The 19509-nt window shown below is 41.8% G+C and carries 16 protein-coding genes; 8 read left to right on the forward strand and 8 right to left on the reverse strand.

Features of this window, described 5'->3' with window-relative positions; genetic code table 11:
* Positions 1-72 precede the first annotated feature (72 nt).
* From CYCME_RS01905 to cobB, 3 genes are read left to right on the forward strand one after another with little or no spacing between them, the layout of a single operon-like run.
* Entirely contained in the window at positions 73-1311 is a 1239-nt protein-coding gene (locus CYCME_RS01905) for a glycosyltransferase (RefSeq protein WP_020931965.1), read from the forward strand.
* A gap of 2 nt (positions 1312-1313) precedes the next feature.
* Entirely contained in the window at positions 1314-2159 is an 846-nt protein-coding gene (locus tag CYCME_RS01910; protein ID WP_020931966.1) for an NAD-dependent epimerase/dehydratase family protein, read from the forward strand.
* A complete protein-coding gene (cobB, locus tag CYCME_RS01915) occupies positions 2146-2850 on the forward strand; it encodes a Sir2 family NAD+-dependent deacetylase (RefSeq protein WP_015006839.1) in 705 nt (234 codons plus the stop codon). Before CYCME_RS01910 ends, cobB begins: the two co-directional genes overlap by 14 nt.
* Here cobB and CYCME_RS01920 read toward each other — a convergent pair.
* The 4 genes from CYCME_RS01920 to CYCME_RS01935 all read right to left on the reverse strand — a co-directional run bounded on the left by CYCME_RS01920 (position 2842) and on the right by CYCME_RS01935 (position 7597).
* Positions 2842-4365 (reverse strand): FMN-binding glutamate synthase family protein, encoded by a 1524-nt coding sequence (locus CYCME_RS01920; protein WP_015006838.1) that lies wholly within the window; start codon positions 4363-4365, stop codon positions 2842-2844. The two genes, cobB and CYCME_RS01920, sit on opposite strands and share 9 nt — an antisense overlap.
* A gap of 7 nt (positions 4366-4372) precedes the next feature.
* Complete coding sequence (locus CYCME_RS01925; protein WP_020931967.1) at positions 4373-4966, reverse strand: DoxX family protein; 594 nt, start codon at positions 4964-4966, stop codon at positions 4373-4375.
* A 48-nt stretch (positions 4967-5014) separates the two neighbouring features.
* Positions 5015-5962 (reverse strand): bile acid:sodium symporter family protein, encoded by a 948-nt coding sequence (locus CYCME_RS01930; RefSeq protein ID WP_020931968.1) that lies wholly within the window; start codon positions 5960-5962, stop codon positions 5015-5017.
* A gap of 372 nt (positions 5963-6334) precedes the next feature.
* On the reverse strand, positions 6335-7597 hold the full coding sequence (locus CYCME_RS01935) for a 6-phosphofructokinase (protein WP_015006835.1): 1263 nt from the start codon (positions 7595-7597) through the stop codon (positions 6335-6337).
* 267 nt (positions 7598-7864) lie between these two features.
* On the opposite strand from CYCME_RS01935, the gene CYCME_RS01940 reads away from it, so the two are divergent.
* The gene (locus CYCME_RS01940; RefSeq protein ID WP_020931969.1) at positions 7865-9769 is read left to right on the forward strand and encodes a LapD/MoxY N-terminal periplasmic domain-containing protein; all 1905 of its coding nucleotides are present in this window, start codon (positions 7865-7867) and stop codon (positions 9767-9769) included.
* Positions 9770-9794: 25 nt separating this feature from the next.
* Positions 9795-10496, forward strand: a complete 702-nt coding sequence (locus CYCME_RS01945; RefSeq protein WP_020931970.1) for a transglutaminase-like cysteine peptidase — start codon at positions 9795-9797, stop codon at positions 10494-10496.
* Positions 10497-10592: 96 nt separating this feature from the next.
* On the opposite strand, the gene CYCME_RS01950 is transcribed toward CYCME_RS01945, so the two are convergent.
* From CYCME_RS01950 to CYCME_RS01965, 4 genes are all read right to left on the reverse strand, one after another.
* Positions 10593-11978 (reverse strand): TolC family outer membrane protein, encoded by a 1386-nt coding sequence (locus CYCME_RS01950; protein WP_020931971.1) that lies wholly within the window; start codon positions 11976-11978, stop codon positions 10593-10595.
* Positions 11979-12068: 90 nt separating this feature from the next.
* Positions 12069-12695, reverse strand: a complete 627-nt coding sequence (locus CYCME_RS01955) for a response regulator transcription factor (RefSeq protein WP_020931972.1) — start codon at positions 12693-12695, stop codon at positions 12069-12071.
* 72 nt (positions 12696-12767) lie between these two features.
* The gene (locus tag CYCME_RS01960) at positions 12768-14039 is read right to left on the reverse strand and encodes an HlyD family type I secretion periplasmic adaptor subunit (RefSeq protein WP_020931973.1); all 1272 of its coding nucleotides are present in this window, start codon (positions 14037-14039) and stop codon (positions 12768-12770) included.
* 2 nt (positions 14040-14041) lie between these two features.
* The gene (locus tag CYCME_RS01965) at positions 14042-16204 is read right to left on the reverse strand and encodes a type I secretion system permease/ATPase (RefSeq protein WP_020931974.1); all 2163 of its coding nucleotides are present in this window, start codon (positions 16202-16204) and stop codon (positions 14042-14044) included.
* A gap of 109 nt (positions 16205-16313) precedes the next feature.
* Between CYCME_RS01965 and CYCME_RS01970 the strand changes: the two genes are divergently transcribed.
* From CYCME_RS01970 to CYCME_RS01980, 3 genes are all read left to right on the forward strand, one after another.
* On the forward strand, positions 16314-16652 hold the full coding sequence (locus CYCME_RS01970) for a hypothetical protein (protein ID WP_041932862.1): 339 nt from the start codon (positions 16314-16316) through the stop codon (positions 16650-16652).
* A 95-nt stretch (positions 16653-16747) separates the two neighbouring features.
* Positions 16748-17152 carry a response regulator transcription factor gene (locus tag CYCME_RS01975; RefSeq protein ID WP_020931976.1) on the forward strand — a complete coding sequence of 135 codons (405 nt, stop codon included), beginning with the start codon at positions 16748-16750 and terminating at the stop codon, positions 17150-17152.
* A 133-nt stretch (positions 17153-17285) separates the two neighbouring features.
* On the forward strand, positions 17286-19172 hold the full coding sequence (locus CYCME_RS01980) for a retention module-containing protein (protein WP_189244275.1): 1887 nt from the start codon (positions 17286-17288) through the stop codon (positions 19170-19172).
* Positions 19173-19509: the final 337 nt, after the last annotated feature.

Below are 19509 nucleotides of genomic sequence, written 5' to 3' on the forward strand. Positions count from 1 at the left end.
TTAGTACGCGGTAAATAATAAAAGGGCTGGTTTTTACCGGCCCTTTTTTATGCAACACTATAAAATAAACGTATGAAGGTATTAATTGTCGCCGCTCTTTGGCCAGAGCCTACATCGTCTGCAGCGGGCCGGCGAATGATGGATTTATTAAAGCAGTTTCACGCGCAAGGCTGGTCCATCACCTATGCTTGCACAGCAATGGCGTCTGAGCATTGTTACCCGCTTGAGTCGCTCAATATTAAACGACAAAGTATTGCGGTTAATGATGCTACATTTGATGTATTTATCAGCAATTTATCGCCAGATATCGTTCTGTATGACCGCTTTATGGTGGAAGAACAATTCTCTTGGCGGGTAGAAAAGCATTGCCCAACAGCGATGTCGATGCTGGAAACATCAGACCTACACTGTTTACGCAGTGCACGTGAGATAGCAGTAAAAAAAGCTAGGGAGTTTAAGCAGGCTGATTTAATGAACGATGTCGCTTATCGAGAGATTGCGAGTATTTTGCGTACAGACCTAACATTAATTATCTCAAGCTATGAGATGACGTTATTGAGCTCGGTATTTAAAGTGGATGAGTCCTTGATTCATTACCACCCCTTTATGGTAGATACTAAAGATGCCCAGAATAAGGCTAACAATTGGCCTAGCTATGAAGAGCGAAACGGCTTTATCTGTATTGGTAATTTTAAGCACGCGCCAAATTGGGACTCTGTGCAGTATTTAAAGCAAGAAATATGGCCGCGTATTAGGCAGCAGTTATCGGCAGCAGAGTTATTCATTTATGGTGCCTATCCACCCCCCAAAGCGTTTCAGCTGAATAAAGAAAAAGATGGTTTCTATATAAAAGGACGGGCAGATAATGTGGAAACCGTGATGCAACGTGCGCGAGTATGTTTAGCGCCGTTGCGTTTTGGAGCGGGCTTGAAAGGCAAATTATTAGATGCGATGGAGAACGGTACGCCGAGCGTTACCTCATCAGTAGGGGCAGAGGCTATGCATGGAGATTTGCCATGGAACGGTTTTGTTGAAGATGAGCCGCAGGCGTTTGCAGACTTAGCAGTGAAGTTGTATGCAAATAAGTCGATGTGGCAAACATGCCAATCGCAAGGTATGGATATATTGCAACAGTGTTATTCATCAACACGGTTTATGCAGCCGCTAATAGAAAGGATTATATCGGTGAAAGATCAGTTAGCCGCCCATCGTCAGCATAACTTTCAAGGTGCTATGCTGAAACATCATTTAATGAAAAGCACAAAATACATGTCTCTTTGGATAGAAGAAAAAAATAAAAGAAAAGAATAATTATGGCGAAAATCATGGTGATGGGGTGTGGTGATGTAGGCATGGGGTTAGCTGAAAGGCTGGCGGCGACAGGGCATGAAGTTACTGGGGTGAGAAGAACCTTGCAGACTCAGTCCTCAGATATTCATTTTATTCAGGCAGATGTGACGAATGCTGAACAGGTGGGTGCGTTAGACTTTAATGTTGATGGCCTTGTTTATATATTGTCTCCTACAGGGCGAGACATTTCTGCATACAAAGATGTGTTTAAAATAGGGGTAGAGCAGGTGCTAAGTGCATTAAAACAGCAAAACCCGACGCTACCGATATTTTTTATATCATCCACAAGGGTATATGCTCAGCAACAAGGGGAGTGGGTGAATGAACAGTCAGTAACAGAGACAATGGACGAAAGAGGGCGGCTTTTGTTGCAAGCTGAAGATCAGTTTTTAGCGTTTAATGAGCATGCAACAGTGATTAGGTTTTCTGGAATTTATGGGCGTTCAAACTACTTTATAAATCAGCTTAAAAGAGGCATAGAGATTCAAAAAGTCCCTCCATATTATACAAACCGAATTCATCGAGAAGACTGTATCGGCGTACTTGAATTTTTGCTAACTAAACAGTTGAATGATGAAGGCTTAGAGCGTATTTATTTGGCCTCTGACCTAGATCCTGCCGAAAAATGGAATGTGGCAAGCTATATCACAAAAAAACGAGGGTTAGCCTCTTGTAGTGCAAAGATATTAGATAAAACGGCTAGTCATAATAAGCGAATAGATAGTCGGCAATTAGCCGAGGCCGGTTACCAGTTTAGGTATGCGACTTATAAACAAGGGTATGAGGCTTTAATGAATGAAGAACGCTAAATCAATCGTTATATTAACCGGTGCAGGGGTATCGGCAGAGTCAGGCATTAAAACCTTTAGAGCTAGTGATGGGCTTTGGGAAGAACATAGAATAGAAGAGGTGGCTACGCCTGAAGGCTTTGCAAGAAACCCGGCATTGGTTCACCGTTTTTATAATATGCGTCGGCAGCAGTTATTAAGTGGCGAGGTGAAACCAAATGAGGCGCATCTTGCAATCGCTGAGCTAGAAAAAAACAATGAACTGTCTGTATTAGTGGTAACGCAGAATATAGATAATTTACATGAGCGAGCAGGCACAAAAAATATTATCCATATGCACGGCGAGTTATTGAAGTGTTTTTGTAAGCAGAGCGAAAAACGATTTACAGTTTATGAAAATTTAAATGAAGACTCGGTGTGTGAGTGCTGCGGACAACAAAAGACCCTGCGACCAGATATCGTTTGGTTTGGCGAAATGCCCTATCAAATGGATGAGATTTACAGAGCGATTATCGAATGTGACTTGTTTCTGTCAATAGGGACATCGGGCAATGTATACCCTGCTGCAGGTTTTGTAGAAATGGCTAATCAAGCCGGAGCCCATACAGTAGAGCTTAACCTTGAGCCCTCTCAAGTTGAGTCAGAGTTTAAAGAAAAAATCTATGGCCCTGCAAGTGAAGTCGTTGCAAGCTACTTACGCCAATTAATGTAATTTAATAGCGGTGTCAGGGTAAGGCTGTAACTCGTTTAATGGAACGGACATGCCATCTGGCATGACGATACGAGCGTGGTGCCGGTGTAAGCGTCTTGGCCCTGAAACACCGCACGAATGAGCAATAGTAGACACCTCTTTAACTAAGTTCTTTTGATAATTAGCAACGCGATTTGCTTTATTCGCTGGATCGAGACCACGTTGTAGGTCACGGTTGTGTGTAGTGATGCCCGTTGGACAGGTGTTTTTATTGCATTGCAGGGCTTGTATGCAGCCGAGAGCAAACATGAAACCACGTGCTGAGGTGATAAAGTCGGCGCCTGCGCACAAAGCCCAAGCGACCTCAGCAGGGTTAATACGTTTGCCGGAAGCGATAATACGAATACGTTTACGAAGGCCATATTTAAGAAGGGTATTCTCAACCGCTGGTAATGACTCAGTAAGCGTTAGTCCGACATTATCAATTAATGACATAGGCGCTGCACCGGTTCCGCCATCGCCACCATCAATAGTAATAAAGTCGGGAGCGGATTCTTCGCCACGAGAACAGATTAATTCACACAGCTCCTCAAGCCATTGCCACGAACTGACAACGGTTTTAAAGCCAACCGGTTTGCCGGTTACATGGCGGACATGTTCAATTAAATCCAAAAGCTCAGTGGTTGAATTAACATCAACGTGACGGTTTGGGCTGATTGAATCCATACCGGCGGGTATGCCACGAATATCGGCAATTTCTTGGCTGACTTTTAAACCGGGTAAAATGCCTCCCTTTCCTGGTTTAGCCCCTTGGCTGAGCTTAATTTCAAACATTTTAACTTGATGGTGTCGGGCAATCGATTCGAGTTTCTCATCACTTAATTGTCCGTGCTGATCGCGAACGCCATATTTAGCGGTACCAATTTGAAAAACCAGGTCACAATCACCTTCCAAATGGTAAGGGGACAGGCCACCTTCGCCGGTGTTATACCAACAGCCGGCTTTTTTAGCGCCGTGTGAAAGCGCCTGTACTGCAGGCTTGGAAATAGCGCCAAAACTCATTCCCGAAATATTAAAAACCGATGACGTTGAATATGGTTTGTTGCAATAGGGGCCTATCATGATTGGGCCTAAGGCAGCGTTTTCATGTTCCAGTTTTGGAAAGGGGCAATTAACGAAAATAATAGCACCGGGCTGTCGTAGGTCTTTGGTTGAACCAAAAGCTACAGTGGCATCTAAATTTTTTGCAGCCCGATAAACCCAACTTCGTTGAGCGCGGTTAAAAGGCAGTTCTTCACGATCCATGGCAAAGAAATATTGTCGAAAAAACTCGCCTCCCTTTTCAAACAAGAACCTAAAGCGGCCTATAAGCGGGTAGTTTCTTAAAATAGTTGATTTTTTTTGCGTGCGGTCTTTGACGTAAAGAATAACCGAAAGTATGAGGAATGCGGTCAACGCAAAGACAAAGGCAGCACTTAAGAACTCAATGGATCTTGATAAATAAAGTGCAACATTCATTGAAAATAGACTATCCATAATTTAATTATCCCTTAAATTTTTTAGCAATCCAAAAATCTAAACTAAGGTATTTTCCCGCACCCATAAAAAATAGTACAAGTAACATGATGAAATAAGTGCTCGCAAATTCAATACCATTATTCAAGATAACGACACTACCATTCTCGGTGAGCCAGTTGTAATTCCCGTGTTCATGAAGAATCTCTTTTGCAACGTTGAGACGTTCAACAGCGCCACGAGTTCGCTCATTGGCAAACAAGCCGCTGCCTTCAGCAATGGCTAACCAACCATTGGGTAAATGCACGGTCACAGCAGCAACAGCCATGGTGATCATTAACGGAATAGAAACCCACCTAACAGCAAAGCCAATAAGTAAAAGAACGGCGCCAATAATTTCTCCCCAAGTTGCAGCAGCAGCCATAAAATAGGGGAAAGGTAAGCCCAAGCCATAATCAGCATTGCCAAACCAGTCGACAGTGCTATCAAAAGCCGCTAATTTTTGGGTGCCAGCGAGCCAAAAAATGGGTGCAAGATAGAGCCTTAATGCCAACGGTGCCAAAAAATCCACTGAGCGAGTACTATTTAAGACAGATTGAAGTTTGTTAATACATTTAATCATGGGTAGTCCTTAATTTATTTCGGTCAGTAAAATAGACCCATTGATAAACTAAGTTCTTTCTGCCTCGTCTGTTAACGCGTTTAACCGTTGTTTGTGGCGTAGCCAAGCGCTAGCACCCGCACCGGTTAGGATGCACCAAACAGCAAACAACGCACCGGGTAAGGCTGTTTCGGGGGAAAAGTGTTTAAGGGCAAGTGCCACGCCTAAGCCCGCATTCTGCATGCCGATTTCTATCGCGAGTGTTAAGCGATAAGGGGCGCTAAAGTGAGAAAACTTTGCAATGCTCCAACCGAGTAAATAACCCAGTGCATTGACGGAAATAATAACTAAAAACAACTGAGGGGTAATGCTATTTAAACGGTCGTGGTTAGCAGCAACTGCATAAGCGCAGATAATAATAATGGCCAGTGAAGCCATAGAAGGGGCGAACTCAATGAGCGGCCTTGCATGTTGACCTAGGGTTTTTCTAATCAGCATGCCAAAGGTGAGTGGCAGTAAAACCGTTAGTAAGATGGTTCTCATCATCGGCCAAAAGGGAATTGGCAGGTAAGTGCCGCCTAACCATTCAACTAATAATGGAGTTAAGGCAGGCGATAAGAATGTTGCTATGGTGGTGAGCGTGACAGAGAAAGCGACGGCTCCGCCGGCCAAGAATACGATAACATTACTGGCCATTGCGCCGGGTGCGCAACCGACAATAATAACGCCTAAAGCTATTTCTGCTGGTAAACCGGCCAACCAAGCGGCGGTCGCGCCGAGTAGGGGCATAATACTGTATTGGCTTAAGATACCAATTAAGATCGGTTTGGGAGTTTTTATTGTTGTTTTTAATTCATCAGGTTTTAACACTACGCCCAAGGCAAACATAGAGGCGGCAAAAAACCAGAGAAAATAATCTTTAAAAATTAAAAAAATAGCGGGTTGATAAAATGCGATCACAGCGCATATGAGCGTTAATGGCGCCATGCCGCGAGAAATGAGGTTAAGTAGTTTCATGGGCTTAAGGATAAGTGTTTAGCAGCAAATAACACAGCTATTTATGGATTAAACGCGGCAATAGCAGTGTGGGTTCGATAGTATTTTGTATGTGGACTGTGGTTTATGCAATAGAGAGTAAGGCGGTTGATAAGGGCATTAAAGGGCTATCGCTTAATTTAGCTGCCTCCTTCATCAATTGACGGGCTGGTTCGCCATCCTGTAACCAAGATTACGCATGGTTAATGAGCGGCCAGTCGCTAGCTGTAAGCGCTTATAGTGCTCACAGGGAATCGAGGACTAAGTGATTTTCTGCCTAATAAGAAATAATTAGTTTGCTTAAATAGGCAGGTAACGTCATCGTCTAATAGAAGGTAAGTATTGTAGCGTTAGTTACAGGTCAAACGGCTCGTTAAGTATTTTTTCAACCGGTAAGTTTTTCAAGCGAACGTATTGAGGGAGGCCATTAACGTAAGGAGGAGAGTCTTCACCCATAATTAAAGGTCGCAAGTATTCTTCACATTCAGGGGTAATGCCAAAACCATCTTCACTGATGTAATGCGCAGGAAGCATTTGCTCAACATTAGCAACATCTTTTAATTCGCCAACACCTATTTCCCATTGGTATGGATTATTGCTGGTGCGAACAATGGTTGGCATGACAGCGGTTTTTCCGTTAAGCGCAAGCTCAACCGCGGCTTTGCCCATCGCATAGGCTTGGTCTACATCGGTTTTAGAGGCGATATGGCGTGCGGCACGTTGTAAATAATCTGCCACAGCCCAATGGTATTTGTAGCCATGGGCAGTTTTAATCATGTCAGCAACTACCGGAGCGACACCACCTAGTTGGGCATGACCAAAGGCATCACGGGTGCCAGCCTCCGCTAAAAACGTTCCGTCAGGATTCCTAACTCCTTCAGAAACAACGATGCAGCAGAAGCCATGTTTTTTAACAGTGCTCTCAACTTTGGCTAGAAATTTTTCTTGGTCAAACGTAATCTCAGGAAACAAAATAATATGTGGTGACTCACCTTCTCTTTCAGCTGCCAACCCACCAGCTGCGGCAATCCAACCCGCATGCCGGCCCATTACTTCAAGTACAAATACCTTGGTTGATGTGCGTGCCATTGAGGCAACGTCAAAGCCAGCCTCACGTATTGAAACTGCCACATATTTGGCAACGGAGCCAAATCCTGGGCAGTTATCAGTAAGCGGTAAATCGTTGTCGACAGTTTTTGGAATGCCGATACAACGCAAGTCATGTCCTAATGATTGACTTAATTGGGAGAGTTTATGCGTGGTGTCTTGTGAATCACCGCCGCCATTGTAAAAGAAATAACCAATATTATGAGCTTTGAAAACAGCAATAAGACGTTCGTATTCAGCGCGGTTTTCTTCAAAGCTTTTTAATTTATAACGACATGAACCAAATGCACCTGAAGGGGTATAACGTAAGGCGGCAATATCTTCATCAGACTCTAACGATGTGTCTATAAGGTCTTCGGTCAAGGCGCCAATAATGCCATTACGGCCTGCGTATACCTTGCCTATTTTATCGCCATGTTGACGTGCAGTTTCAATGAGCCCGCAGGCGCTTGCATTGATAACAGCGGTGACACCGCCAGATTGAGCGTAAAAAGCATTTTTAGTGGTCATATATCACCAGATAATTTGTAGAGGGCGCATTATAAATGCTGAATGATCATATCGTCAGCATATTTGAAAAACAGTGGTGATTAATAAGCTATGTAATGCGGGTTAGCCTGAACTTTTGTTTAGAATAACAGAAACAATTGGCGCTTAACGTTTAAGGAATAATGCCAGATTTGCGCTATAGTTAAGAACGTCTGGCGGTGATGCGTTGACTTGCGTTAACGATTGAGTCATTGCCGATCAAAAACCTACTTGAGAAGGTGTATAAGCATGTCGTTATCTAAACAATTACTGATTCTTATCTCTGCGCTATTTCTGATTATTTTCAGTGTGAATTTTGTATTGAGTGTAAACAATATAAGAAGCTATTTGGAAGGGGAGTCACAAATTCATGCGCAAGATACGGCGACCTCATTGGGCTTATCACTTAGCCCCTATATGGTGGACACTCAAGACCCCGTACTTGAAACAATGATGAAAGCAATATTTGATCGTGGTTATTACAAGGAAATTAAGCTGGTTGATGTGACAGGGCAGAGTTTGGTAACACTGAGGAATGATAAAACATTTGCTTCAGTTCCTCAGTGGTTTATTGATTTTGTGCCCATGCAAACAGCTCGTGCCGACAGTGAAATTAGTTCTGGTTGGAGTATCAGTGGCACTATTTCGGTAACAATTAATCCTGGCTATGCGTATTTTAAACTTTATGAGCAAGTGAAAACGAGTTTCTATTACTCGCTTATGGTTTTTGCTGCATCGATTGTTTTGTTGTTGTTGGTGTTGCAAATAACCTTGTCTTCGCTGAAAAGAATTGGCGTCATGGCAGAAACGATATCGACAGGGCATTTCGATATGATTAAGCGCTTACCTTGGACAACTGAGGTTCGAAAGGTGGCTTTGTCGATGAATGTAATGTCTAAAAAGTTAGAACGTGTCATTCAAAACCTGAACAAAAAACTGGAGAACATTGGTAAGAAACTTCAACTGGATGAGTTGACTGGGTTAAGTAAAAAAAGCAGTTTTGAACTGAGGCTGAAAGAAGTGCAAAGCTCACATGAAGAGGCTTTTGTTTTTATGATAAAAATAGATGCTTTAACAAGTTTAGTCAAAGAGTTAGGCCCTGATACGATAGATCAATTTATTAAGGATTTTGCTGAAATATTAAAATCAAAAACGAGCGTTGACTCTTCGGTGGATATCGACGCATATCGTTTTTTTGGTTCAGAGTTTGTGTTGTTAATGCGCGGTGCAACAGTTGATCAGTCAGAAAGATTAGCTCGATCATTAAGCACTTCATTTACTGAATTGGGCGAGCAATATAATAAAAAAGATATCGCACATATAGGCGTTGCGGCCTTTGACCCATTTAGTCCGAAAAACAATATTTTGTTGGCTGCTAATGAAGCGTATGAACAAGCGCAGCTTATTGGTGCTAATAGCTACTACCTTCGAAAAGGTAAAGATCGAGCGAAGGATATGGCTGAATGGAAGGAGTTGGTGTTTGATATTGTTGATAATGATGACTTTAAAGTCTCCTATGTCAGCACAACGGAGAACCTCCAGACGGCGGATGTGTTGATGCAAGATGCCTTTTCTGAAGCACTTGATAAGAATGGTGATGTGCTTTCAATTGGCACCTTTGTTTCGATAGCCGAAAAGTTTGTAAAGATTGTAGACCTCGATAAAGGGGTGGTGTCTCGAGTCATTGATCATATCAAAGAGAATAATATTGCCAATCAAATAGCCATTAACTTATCCAGCAGAACGGTAAAGAGTAGTGATTTTAGGGGCTGGTTGACAGTTTTGTTAAATCAAAACCAGGCGGTTGCAGGTCAGTTAGTTTTTAGCTTGTCGGCGTATGCCGTTAATAAAGAGATCGGTGTGTATAAAGAATTTATTCACTTTATACGTAAACATAATGCCAAGGTTCTTATTAAGCGATTCGAGACGCAGTCAATGTTGCCCCAGGCAGTTAAAGAGTTAAAACCTGACTATATTCGTCTGGCCCGAGACCTTGGTAACGGTATTGCGCAGGATGTTGAGAAACGTGAGTTTATAAAAACAATGCTTGAAATAGGAGAGTTATTAGATATTCAGGTGTTAGCAGAGAATATTCAGGCCGATGAAGACATTGCCTGTTTAACAAAAATGGGTGTTTTAGGCGCTAGTCGTTAGTCGTATAAAACGATTGATCTGCTATATGGACACGATCTGCCAACAAGCGTTTGCCAACAGGGGTTCTAAGCGTCCGTGCAGCGCTTGGTTACAGCTTATCGTTTTTTTGTTTTGCTTGGTGGTTGTTGTGGTCTCTCCAGCGGGACTAGATTTTAGTTCAGAGCTTATCGCCAAGGTGGAAATGAAATATGGTAAGCATGCGTCAAACAGGGTGTTAGCCTGGCAAGGACTGATTCAGTCGGCAAAAAATCTACCTGAAAAAGAAAAACTGGAACGGGTTAATGACTTCTTTAATCAACAGCTTGAGTTTGTGGATGATGATGAGTTATGGGGATTAGTTGATTATTGGGCAACACCATTAGAAGCCTTATCTAAAGGGGCGGGGGATTGTGAGGATTACTCAATTGCTAAGTATTTTACGCTTATTGAGTTGGGTGTCCCAGACAGCAAGATGCGAATCACCTATGTGAAGGCCATTGAGTTGGATCAAGCACATATGGTGCTGACGTACTTTGAAAAACCAGGCAGTATTCCAGCGGTGTTAGATAATTTAAAACCAGCTATTTCTCCGGCATCTATGCGGCGAGACCTATTACCTGTCTATAGCTTTAACGGTTCGGGTCTATGGTTGGCAAAGTCGCGAGGGACCGGAAAGAAATTGGGAGGTTCGGATCGTTTAAATAAATGGGGAGGTTTGAAAAGCAGAATGAGAGTTAATAAATTCTAGTTCTCTAATAGGAATTTGGATTATATGTTTTAAAAGTAAGTCAAAAAAAAGCCATCAACAAAAGTTAATGGCTTTTTAGTTTGTTTACGTTAGTAACTACTCAGGGGTTGCTGAATAAGTAGGTGTTACTTTTCCTCTTTGTGAGGCGCCAATCCAAGGTTGAACCTCGGGTAAGACGGTAGTCTCTTCGGGTAATGCAATATTGAGGTAATTATTCAGTGCGCCTGCGCTGGCAAGGATTCTGAATTGTGAGAATAGCTCGTCGTATTTAGCATTAGTGTAAGCGCTTTTAGCAACAAACATTTCGTTAGCAGAGTCTAATAAATCTAATAGTGAACGACGGCCAATATTAAATTGTTTTTGGTAGGCTTCGCTGCTTTTAATGCTTGAGTCACGGTGGCTTTCAAAAAATGCCATTTGGTTTTTTACCGTTTGATGGGCAATCCATGATAATCGCATGCTTTCTACGGCTTGACGGTACGTGTTATCTCTGATGCTTTTTGCCTGGTTGATCAGTTGAGCGGTTTCTTTACGACGAGCAGCATCTTTACCACCGTTGAAAAGGTTGTAGCGTAAACGTAGCATTGCAGCGGCATCTTCATTGACCTCTTCAATACCATCAATATTTTTGTCGTGAGTGGCGCTGAGCTCAAGGTCAATACGTGGTAAAAAGGCCGTTTTTGCTGTTGCGTGCTGTGCAATAGCGGATTTAATATCCGAATTTGCTGATTTTAGAATTGGGTGGTTAGCAATGGCACTATCAACCGCTTGGTCGAAGGTGGCTGGTAAGGCGTTTTCAGGCGGATTGATGGGTTCTAGTTCGGAAGGTAAGCGGCCTACTACCCTTAGATAAGCGGTTTGGGCGTCTTTTAAATTACCTACTTCGGATAAAACATTTTTTTGCGCTAGCGATAAGCGGCCTGTTGATTGTTCCACATCTGCCCTACGACCAACGCCACGACTGCTCCGAGAGGAAATTTGCTCGTTGGTGCTTTGGTGAACCGCTAAGTTTTCTTCAGCTAATGCCAATAGTTCTTCGCGACGTAAAACATTAATATAGGCTTCAATAGCGTTGAGGGCAGTAATTTCTGCTTGGCCAAAAACTGTATAAGCACGAGAGTTTGTTCTAGCCGTTTGGCGGTTAACCTCACTAGCCGTCGCAAACCCGTCGTAGATCATCTGTCTGACTTGGATAGAGGCTTCATCTCTACCAAGAGATTTGGACTCAGAGCCATCTGCCTTTGTTGAAGAGTTAAAAGAGCGTTCCCAACCAGCACCAACGGTAATATCCACAGTAGGAAAGTAGCCAGCTTTTGCCTGGCTAATTTCTTGCTCAACGGCTAAACGCTCAGATTTGGCGGATTGAATTTGCGGGTTTTCATTGATGGTATGTTGAACTGCGTTTTGTAATGTCTCTGAGTATACGGAACTATAACTTAAGGCGAGAATGCTACTGATGGCGATTTTTAATTTTACGTTCATTTTTTTTCTCTTTGAAATTTTATGTATTTAAAACGCGGTTAATTAACCGTCTATGATTGAAATCTAATGTATCGAGCAGAATAAGGTCAATCATAATTCTTTAATCAATAAGGCTAAGTGTAGCCTATCTGGAATTTGTAGTTTTTTAAAAATTGACGTCAAATGAGCTTTAACAGTTCTTTCGGAAATATTTAGGTTGTTTGCGATTAATTTATTGCTTTCGCCCTCACTGACCATCTTGGCAACTTCTTTTTCTCTAGAAGACAATGTGGCCAGTAAAGGTGACGATTTAACCTGCTCTATATTAATAGGGTTGTTCTCGCTTTTAGAATTCTTTTTTATCAAGGCCTCGATAATAAGTGGTACAAGGTGGCGCTGTATCCATGTATCACCTTGTAATAGGCAGGTTACTGCGTGGACTATAAGTTTAGGAGAGTCAGACTGGCAGCAATAACCAGCTACACCATGGACGAAGGCATTTACTTGTTGGTTTTCTGACCAGTCCCCACCAACAATTAGTAGGCGCGCTGAAGATGACTCTATGGTTGTGATTAAATCAATGTCAGTATCGACTTTTTGTGAGTCAACAAGCGCAAATGAAATGTTGCTTAATTCCTGTGTATTGGTGACTGTGAATATGTCGAAATGATTGGATAAAACGTCCGATAAGTGTTTAACGATAACTGGGTCGTCTGAATAAATAGCGATACGGTTCATTGGTTCGCCTCTATATAATTGACAGCCTGAGGTAGTCGCTTGAAGTCAATATGATTGTCTGGAAACCACATGTTAGCGCTCCTTGAGCGCACGCTCTTTCGCTTTTAGAATAGGCTTGAGCAAGTAATCCAGCACTGTTTTTTTGCCAGTCAAAATGTCAACATCTGCTGTCATGCCTGCAATAATGCTTAGTTTTACACCATTTTTTTCAAGGTAGTTCTTTTTCGTACGTAATCGAATGATGTAGTAATTTTCGCCATCTTCTTCATTGGTAATGCTGTCGGCGCTAATATGCTCGAGCTCTGCTTCAAGTCCGCCATAAATAGAAAAATCATATGCAGTTAGCTTCACCATAGCTTTTTGTCCAGGATGAAGAAAAGCAATGTCGGCAGGCCTAATTTGCGCTTCAATTAATAGCTGGTCATCAAGTGGGACAATTTCAACTAAGTCCATTCCGGGTTGAATGACACCACCAATTGTGGTCACTTTTAATTGCTTAATAACACCGTTAACTGGTGAAACAACACGCGTTCGTGTTACCCGGTCTTCTAGCGCAAATGTCGACTCACTGGTTCTATCTAGCTCAGCTTTAGTCTGGTTTAACTCTTCAAGAGCTTTGGTTTGGAAGCGTACCTTAGTTTCATGTAGTTTGTTTTTGGCTTCTGTTAATTGGCCCCGTATATTGTTGGCCTCTCGTTTGATTTGTAAAAGTTCTACTTTGGACATTGCACCCTCATTAACTAATGGAGCAGACATTTCTAATTCTTCTTGTAGTAAAGCATAGCCTCGGGAATATTGGTTTATTTGTTCTTTAATTGTTTGGGTTGTAGCGTTTAACTCATTACGACGAGACTTAAAGAGTTGCACAGCATTTTTAGCAATATCAGGTGCGTTTTCTAACACATCGGCAGGAATAATCAGATCTGTATTGTTGACTTCAGCAGTTAGTCGAGCTGTTGCCGCCAATAATTCATGATATTTGAGTTTCGTTTCATTTAAGGAGGATGCAAACCTAACAGCATCGAGTTGTAACAGTGCTTGGCCTTTTTCGACAGTTTCACCTTCACGCACAAGGATCTCAGCTAGAATGCCGCCTTCTAAGTTTTGAATAATTTGAATCTGGCTTGAGGGGGTTGTTTTGCCCAAGCCACGTGTTACTTCATCCAATTCGGCAAAGTTGGCCCAAATAAGAGCAATGATGATGAAACTAAAACTGACCCATAAAATTAAGTGACTTTGAATGGATGCACCATATAAGCTGGCTGCATTCACGTCGGTTACATAGGCCTGGTTTTCGGCGTGTTGTTTATATTTCTTTTTAATGTCTGAGGCTTTATTGAACATCACTAGTTTGAAACCTTGATTTGTCCTTTTTTCAATGCTTCTAGCACTTGGTCTTTAGGGCCATCGGCCATAATTTTAGCGCCATCTAAGACGATAAGTCTGTCTGCCAGCGATAATAGAGAGGCTCGGTGGGTCACTAAAATAAGGGTTTGGTTGCTTAATTGCTCTGATAGTTTCTCTTTGAAGCGCGCCTCAGTGCTATTATCCATAGAATTACTGGGTTCATCCATAATGAAAATAGGTGGCGATAGTAACAAAGACCGAGCCACGGCTACACTTTGACGTTGTCCGCCAGATAAAGAAGCGCCTCGTTCGCCAACGGGCATATCAAACCCCTCTGGGTGACGATTGACAAACTGGGTAACACCGGAGATTTCAGCAGCATGTAAAATAGAAGTGTCGTCAGCGTAGCGTGAACCCATTGTAATATTGTCTTTAACACTACCAAACATCAACGAGATATCTTGCGGCACATAACCAATTTGGCGACGAAGGTCAGACGGGTCAATTTGCCGAATATCTGTTCCATCTATCAAAATAGAACCTTCTTGAGGTTCATACATGCCGAGCATTAGTTTTTCGATAGTACTTTTGCCAGAACCAATACGGCCGATAAAGGCGATTCGTTCACCAGCTTTAATTTTGAATGAAATATTATCCAGTGCTTTAATCGGCTGTTCGGGGTAGCTAAAGGAGATGTTTTTAAACTCAATGTCGCCCTTAAACGTTGGGCGGTGTAAGTATTTTTTACCCGGTTCGCGCTCAACCGGCAACGACATCATATTAGTCAGTGTATCCAGTGATGTACGAGCTTGGTGGTAACGGGTTAGTAACGAGGCAACCTGCCCAATAGGTGCCAGTGCACGGCCTGTTAAGATGGTGCAGGCAATTAACCCACCGGTTGTAAGCACACCTTCAGATATTTTATACACGCCAAATATAACTACCGATACAGAGGCGATCTGGGTTAAAAATGTCGTCAAGTTAACGGCAATTGAGGAATAAAAGCGTGATTTAAGGCCTAGGCGAGAAATCTGCCCAATATTTTGTTCCCATTTGCTTTGCATTTGACCTTCAGCACCAGAGCTTTTGATCGAGTCTAGATTGTTAAGCGACTCGATCAATGTGGCGCCTTTTTGAGCAGAGAGCTTAAACAGCTCGTTGATAGTGTTCTTAAGTGGTTTTTGCACGGCTATACCACCCAAAATAGCCAGTGGCAAAATAGTTAGAGGCACAAACGCTAAGTGACCACCGATCATATAAATAACCGCAATAAAAATAAATAAAAAAGGGAGGTCAATTAAAGTGGTCAATGTGGCAGAAGTTAAAAAATCTCTGAATGATTCGAATTCACTAAGGTTATTGGCAAAAGCACCGACAGACTTAGGACGGTTTTCCATTTTAATGCCCATAACCTTTTCGAAGATGGTCGCTGAAAGAATAATGTCTGATCGTTTGCCTGCAACGTCAATGAAATAGCCTCGAAGCGCTTTCATGATAAAGTCAAAGGTAAAAACAATAATAACCCCAATTGCAAGTACCCATAATGTTTCAAGTGCATGATTAGGTACGACACGGTCGTATACGTTCATAATGAACAGTGGAGAGGCTAGGGCGAATAAGTTGATGAGTAACGAAGCGGCTAGCGCCTCACTATAAATTGGCCAAGACTTAAAGATAACATCCCAAAACCAATGTTTTGCTTTAGGAATAACTGAGTTGGCTGTTCTACTATCAAAGCTGTGTTCTACTTGAACAAAAAAAGCGGAGCCAGTATAGGTTTTATCCAATGCGTTTAAGGAGACTGTTTTTTCACCGCTGTCGGTTTCAGGTAAAATAATAGTGCAATTACCATCATTGTTAGAAATTAAAACACAGGCCTTATTGCCCTCGAGAAGTAAAATGGCTGGTAGAACTAGGTTGGATATTTCAGCTAATGGGCGGCGAATGAGCCCTGTTGATAAGCCGGCTCGTTGAGCAGCCCTTATGAAAAGTGAAGCATTCAGCTTGTTGTCAATTAACGGTAAGCCAGCCGTTAACGAGTCAGCAGAGTGTGGTCTATTGAGTAGTTTACATACAGATAATAATGCCAGTAACAATGGGTCATCTTGGCTAGTTATACCTGCCATATTTTCTAATCGCTCATTTCGGGCTGTGTCTGTCATTTTGTCTTATCGTGAGTCGTTAACATTCTTTTGAGTATGTTAAGTTTGATTAATGTTTTGTGTTTAGTGATACTAGAACAAAAATAAAATAATGCAAATGGAGCTGAAAATGCCTTACGTTAATCGTAATTCTGAAGGTGAAGTTGTTGAGCTGAGAGAGTCTCCCTTCACCCCTGAGAGTGAATGGCTTGAGCTGGATCATATAGAAGTTGTTAGGTTTCTTCGGCGGTTCGAAAAAGAAAATGACTTAAAGAAGTCGTTAGACAATTCCGATGTTGAAATGGCGCGCGTGGTGGAAGACTTAGTAGATATGCTGATGGAGAAACAGGTTTTTGTGTTTACAGAGCTTCCAGAGGCTGTACAAAGTAAACTCAATGCAAGAAAGAAATTGAGGCGTGATGTTAATGATATTAGTAATTTAATAGGCGAAGACGATAATATTTTTTAATCTCGAGGAAGTTATAATTAATACTTTCGTACAGTAGTTAAATTTTAAATACGTGCTAAGCTTTTGTTTATAGAGTCTTCTTTAGTTGAAACAGAATGACAAACGTATTGATAATTGAGAAAAGAGACCAAATCAAACAAGCTTTCTTAAATGAGAAAGTATATACGGTTGTGTCTAACAACAAAGCCCAGGCCCTAAATATGGTAACCGAAAGTGAGCCACTGGTGGTGTTGTTGGATTACTCTTTTATGCAAATTGAGACGGTAAGTTATATAAAAGCGCTTCGTGCAAAGTGCTCTCACTGCAAAATAATTGTTATTGGAGATGCTCTACGTGACAAAGAGGTACTAAATTGTTTGATTGCTGGTGCAATAGGGTACCAAAATTTAGATCGCTTAAGGGAGTACGCTAGCAAATTAATTGAGGCTATTAATGCAGGTGAGGCTTGGATAACAAGACGACTAACAGCTAAGTTGCTCGAAAAATTATGTGGTTATTAACAAGGGTGTAATGGATCAACTTGTACAACGAGAGTCCATAAAGACAATGAATAACCAGCAAATACAAACAACTCTTAATTTTGGCTTCAATGTGTAGAAGGTGAATTAAAGGGTTCCCGAAATGGAGGAAGTCATGGCTAATCATATAGGTACAGTACAATCAGTAACAGGCATAGTGAAAGCAGTCGCAGAAGATGGTTCCGACCGAATTTTAAGTGTGGGCGATTCCGTCTTTGAAAACGAAAAGGTGATGACAGGCGACGGTATCATCGTAATTACTTTTTCTAATGGGACTGTCATGGACTTGGCTAGTAATTCGAGTATCGTTTTAGATGAAGATGTGTTTAATTTCGATGGCGAACTAAGAACACAAAACCGTTTAAGCGCAGAAGATGAAGTAGCTGCGCTACAAGATGCTCTAATAGACTCAGATTTTGACCCAACAACTGAGTTGCTAGCTCCAGCAGCTGGTACCCCTGCGGCCGGTGAAATAGGCGATAATAATGGTCATAGCATTGTCAGTGTGGATTATTTGAATCCAAAGGCGCCAGTAACATCAGGGCACGATACAACTGGAATAAGCCAAGAATTTTTACAACCAGATGAAGAGCTACCCCCTGTTGAAGATGAACCTGAGAAGCTGGATGAAGTGCCAACAATTAGCGTGACAAGTGGCATGGTTGATGAGCGAGGCTTGGAGACAGGTACAGGTGAACTATCTGACGGTGATGCTACTAATAATAGTGATGGGTCAGAAACAACCACGGGCATGTTTACTTATGATGTAGGTAGTAACACACCTGGACAAATTGAAGTTCAAGGCAAAGATGGTGCTTGGGTAGTTGTGAGCAATGGTAGTGTTATACAAGGTAATAATGGTGTTCTAACTATCAGTGAATCTGGTGGTGTCTATAGTTGGGGGTACACGCTAGAGAATAATGTAATGCATGCCGGCACAAATGTAACAGGTGTGAATGACCAAGTATTAGGTGAGTCTTTTTCTGTGCGTGTCTCAGGTTCAAACCCAAAGGCATCAGCAATGACTAAACTAGATATTGCTATTAATGATGATGGCCCTATTCTTGTGAAAGGGCAGTCTAGTGCAGAGGCCTCTGAGTTTACAATTGTTAATCATGATGAGGTCAGTTCGGCAGGCTACCATAATAGTTATGGCTACTATGTTAAAACACTGAACCCTGATGGAACGGTTAGCTCCAATTACCCAACTTCTGGGGTCATTATTGCCGCTGATGTCCACCATACTCATGCTGGGTTCGATCCAATAACGGTTACTGGTTATAGTCAAGAGCAGATAGGGTATTTTTTGATTCCTAATGGGGATCAGCTTAACAAGATAGATAATAATCAGACAGTTACGTTTCAAGAAGTAGGTGGGCAGTGGCAAGCTTTTGCAGGCGCGACACCTCTTTTGGGTAGAGGCTCTCATGTTCTATTTGATCTTGCAGAGCTCAATAAAGATGGTCAAAATCATATGGAAGATAATGTATTACTAGGCAATCAAAATTGGGAAGATTTGCAAATCCCCTATGGTGATGGTGATTACAATGATGTGAATACGAATGTGGACTGGACTAAGGTTACTGTTACAGGTGACGTGGTGGAGTCAGTTTCATTTGGCGCTGATGGGCCGGGGGCTGGTGAAGCCCTTAATTTTACTTTTGATGTTACCGATATAGAGTCAACAGGGGTGGTTAAATCAAATGGTAACGATATTGTTTTTAAGCCTAAAGATACAGATGATGATGGGGTTAATGATCAAATCGTTGGTCTTGCAGATGGTGATGAGGTGCTTAGAATTGATGGGATTTTAGAAGGTGATTATCAAATTAGCATACTGGGCCCAATTGATGATGGGGCTGATGATGTAGATGTAGGTATCGATGTTCATGTTACTGCGTCAGATGGTGATGGTGACATGGTGGCATCGGTTTTAAATGTCAATATAAATTTTGACCTTAACCAAGTGTTGAGCGAATCAGAACCCATGGACTTACCTTGAGTTATAGGTTTGAGCAAGTAATGTGAGGTTAAAGATAGTAGGCTGGTTTGATTGAAGTGGTCGATTATTGCGAAGGTGGTTGGTTAAACGTATAAAAGCATGTGTTGAAATGTGCTTTAAGCACCTTTAAAATGTCTCGCATTTTCCTGATGGATGGTTCTTTGATTTTTATTAACTATAAAATGATTGACTAGCAGATAGGCGTTTAGCATTTTTGGTTAGATCGTATTGTGTGTTTATTTCTAATATTTAGGTTTGCTGGTTGTTGAGTTTTATTTATGCTTAAGTGTTTTCATAAGGCTGTATGCTGTATGAGTGACGTATAATATGACTTACC

The sequence above is a fragment of the Cycloclasticus zancles 78-ME genome (genome assembly GCF_000442595.1).
Lineage (GTDB): Bacteria > Pseudomonadota > Gammaproteobacteria > Methylococcales > Cycloclasticaceae > Cycloclasticus > Cycloclasticus pugetii.

Excerpts from the sequence above, each read along its gene's own strand:
- CYCME_RS01940 (WP_020931969.1), top strand. The coding sequence starts at position 7,865 with ATGTCGTTATCTAAACAATTACTGATTCTTATCTCTGCGCTATTTCTG.
- CYCME_RS01925 (WP_020931967.1), bottom strand. The coding sequence starts at position 4,966 with ATGATTAAATGTATTAACAAACTTCAATCTGTCTTAAATAGTACTCGC.
- CYCME_RS01980 (WP_189244275.1), top strand. The coding sequence starts at position 17,286 with ATGGCTAATCATATAGGTACAGTACAATCAGTAACAGGCATAGTGAAA.
- CYCME_RS01945 (WP_020931970.1), top strand. The coding sequence starts at position 9,795 with ATGGACACGATCTGCCAACAAGCGTTTGCCAACAGGGGTTCTAAGCGT.
- CYCME_RS01965 (WP_020931974.1), bottom strand. The coding sequence starts at position 16,204 with ATGACAGACACAGCCCGAAATGAGCGATTAGAAAATATGGCAGGTATA.
- CYCME_RS01920 (WP_015006838.1), bottom strand. The coding sequence starts at position 4,365 with ATGGATAGTCTATTTTCAATGAATGTTGCACTTTATTTATCAAGATCC.
- CYCME_RS01950 (WP_020931971.1), bottom strand. The coding sequence starts at position 11,978 with ATGAACGTAAAATTAAAAATCGCCATCAGTAGCATTCTCGCCTTAAGT.
- CYCME_RS01935 (WP_015006835.1), bottom strand. The coding sequence starts at position 7,597 with ATGACCACTAAAAATGCTTTTTACGCTCAATCTGGCGGTGTCACCGCT.
- CYCME_RS01975 (WP_020931976.1), top strand. The coding sequence starts at position 16,748 with ATGACAAACGTATTGATAATTGAGAAAAGAGACCAAATCAAACAAGCT.
- CYCME_RS01970 (WP_041932862.1), top strand. The coding sequence starts at position 16,314 with ATGCCTTACGTTAATCGTAATTCTGAAGGTGAAGTTGTTGAGCTGAGA.
- CYCME_RS01930 (WP_020931968.1), bottom strand. The coding sequence starts at position 5,962 with ATGAAACTACTTAACCTCATTTCTCGCGGCATGGCGCCATTAACGCTC.
- CYCME_RS01910 (WP_020931966.1), top strand. The coding sequence starts at position 1,314 with ATGGCGAAAATCATGGTGATGGGGTGTGGTGATGTAGGCATGGGGTTA.
- CYCME_RS01960 (WP_020931973.1), bottom strand. The coding sequence starts at position 14,039 with ATGTTCAATAAAGCCTCAGACATTAAAAAGAAATATAAACAACACGCC.
- CYCME_RS01905 (WP_020931965.1), top strand. The coding sequence starts at position 73 with ATGAAGGTATTAATTGTCGCCGCTCTTTGGCCAGAGCCTACATCGTCT.
- cobB (WP_015006839.1), top strand. The coding sequence starts at position 2,146 with ATGAAGAACGCTAAATCAATCGTTATATTAACCGGTGCAGGGGTATCG.
- CYCME_RS01955 (WP_020931972.1), bottom strand. The coding sequence starts at position 12,695 with ATGAACCGTATCGCTATTTATTCAGACGACCCAGTTATCGTTAAACAC.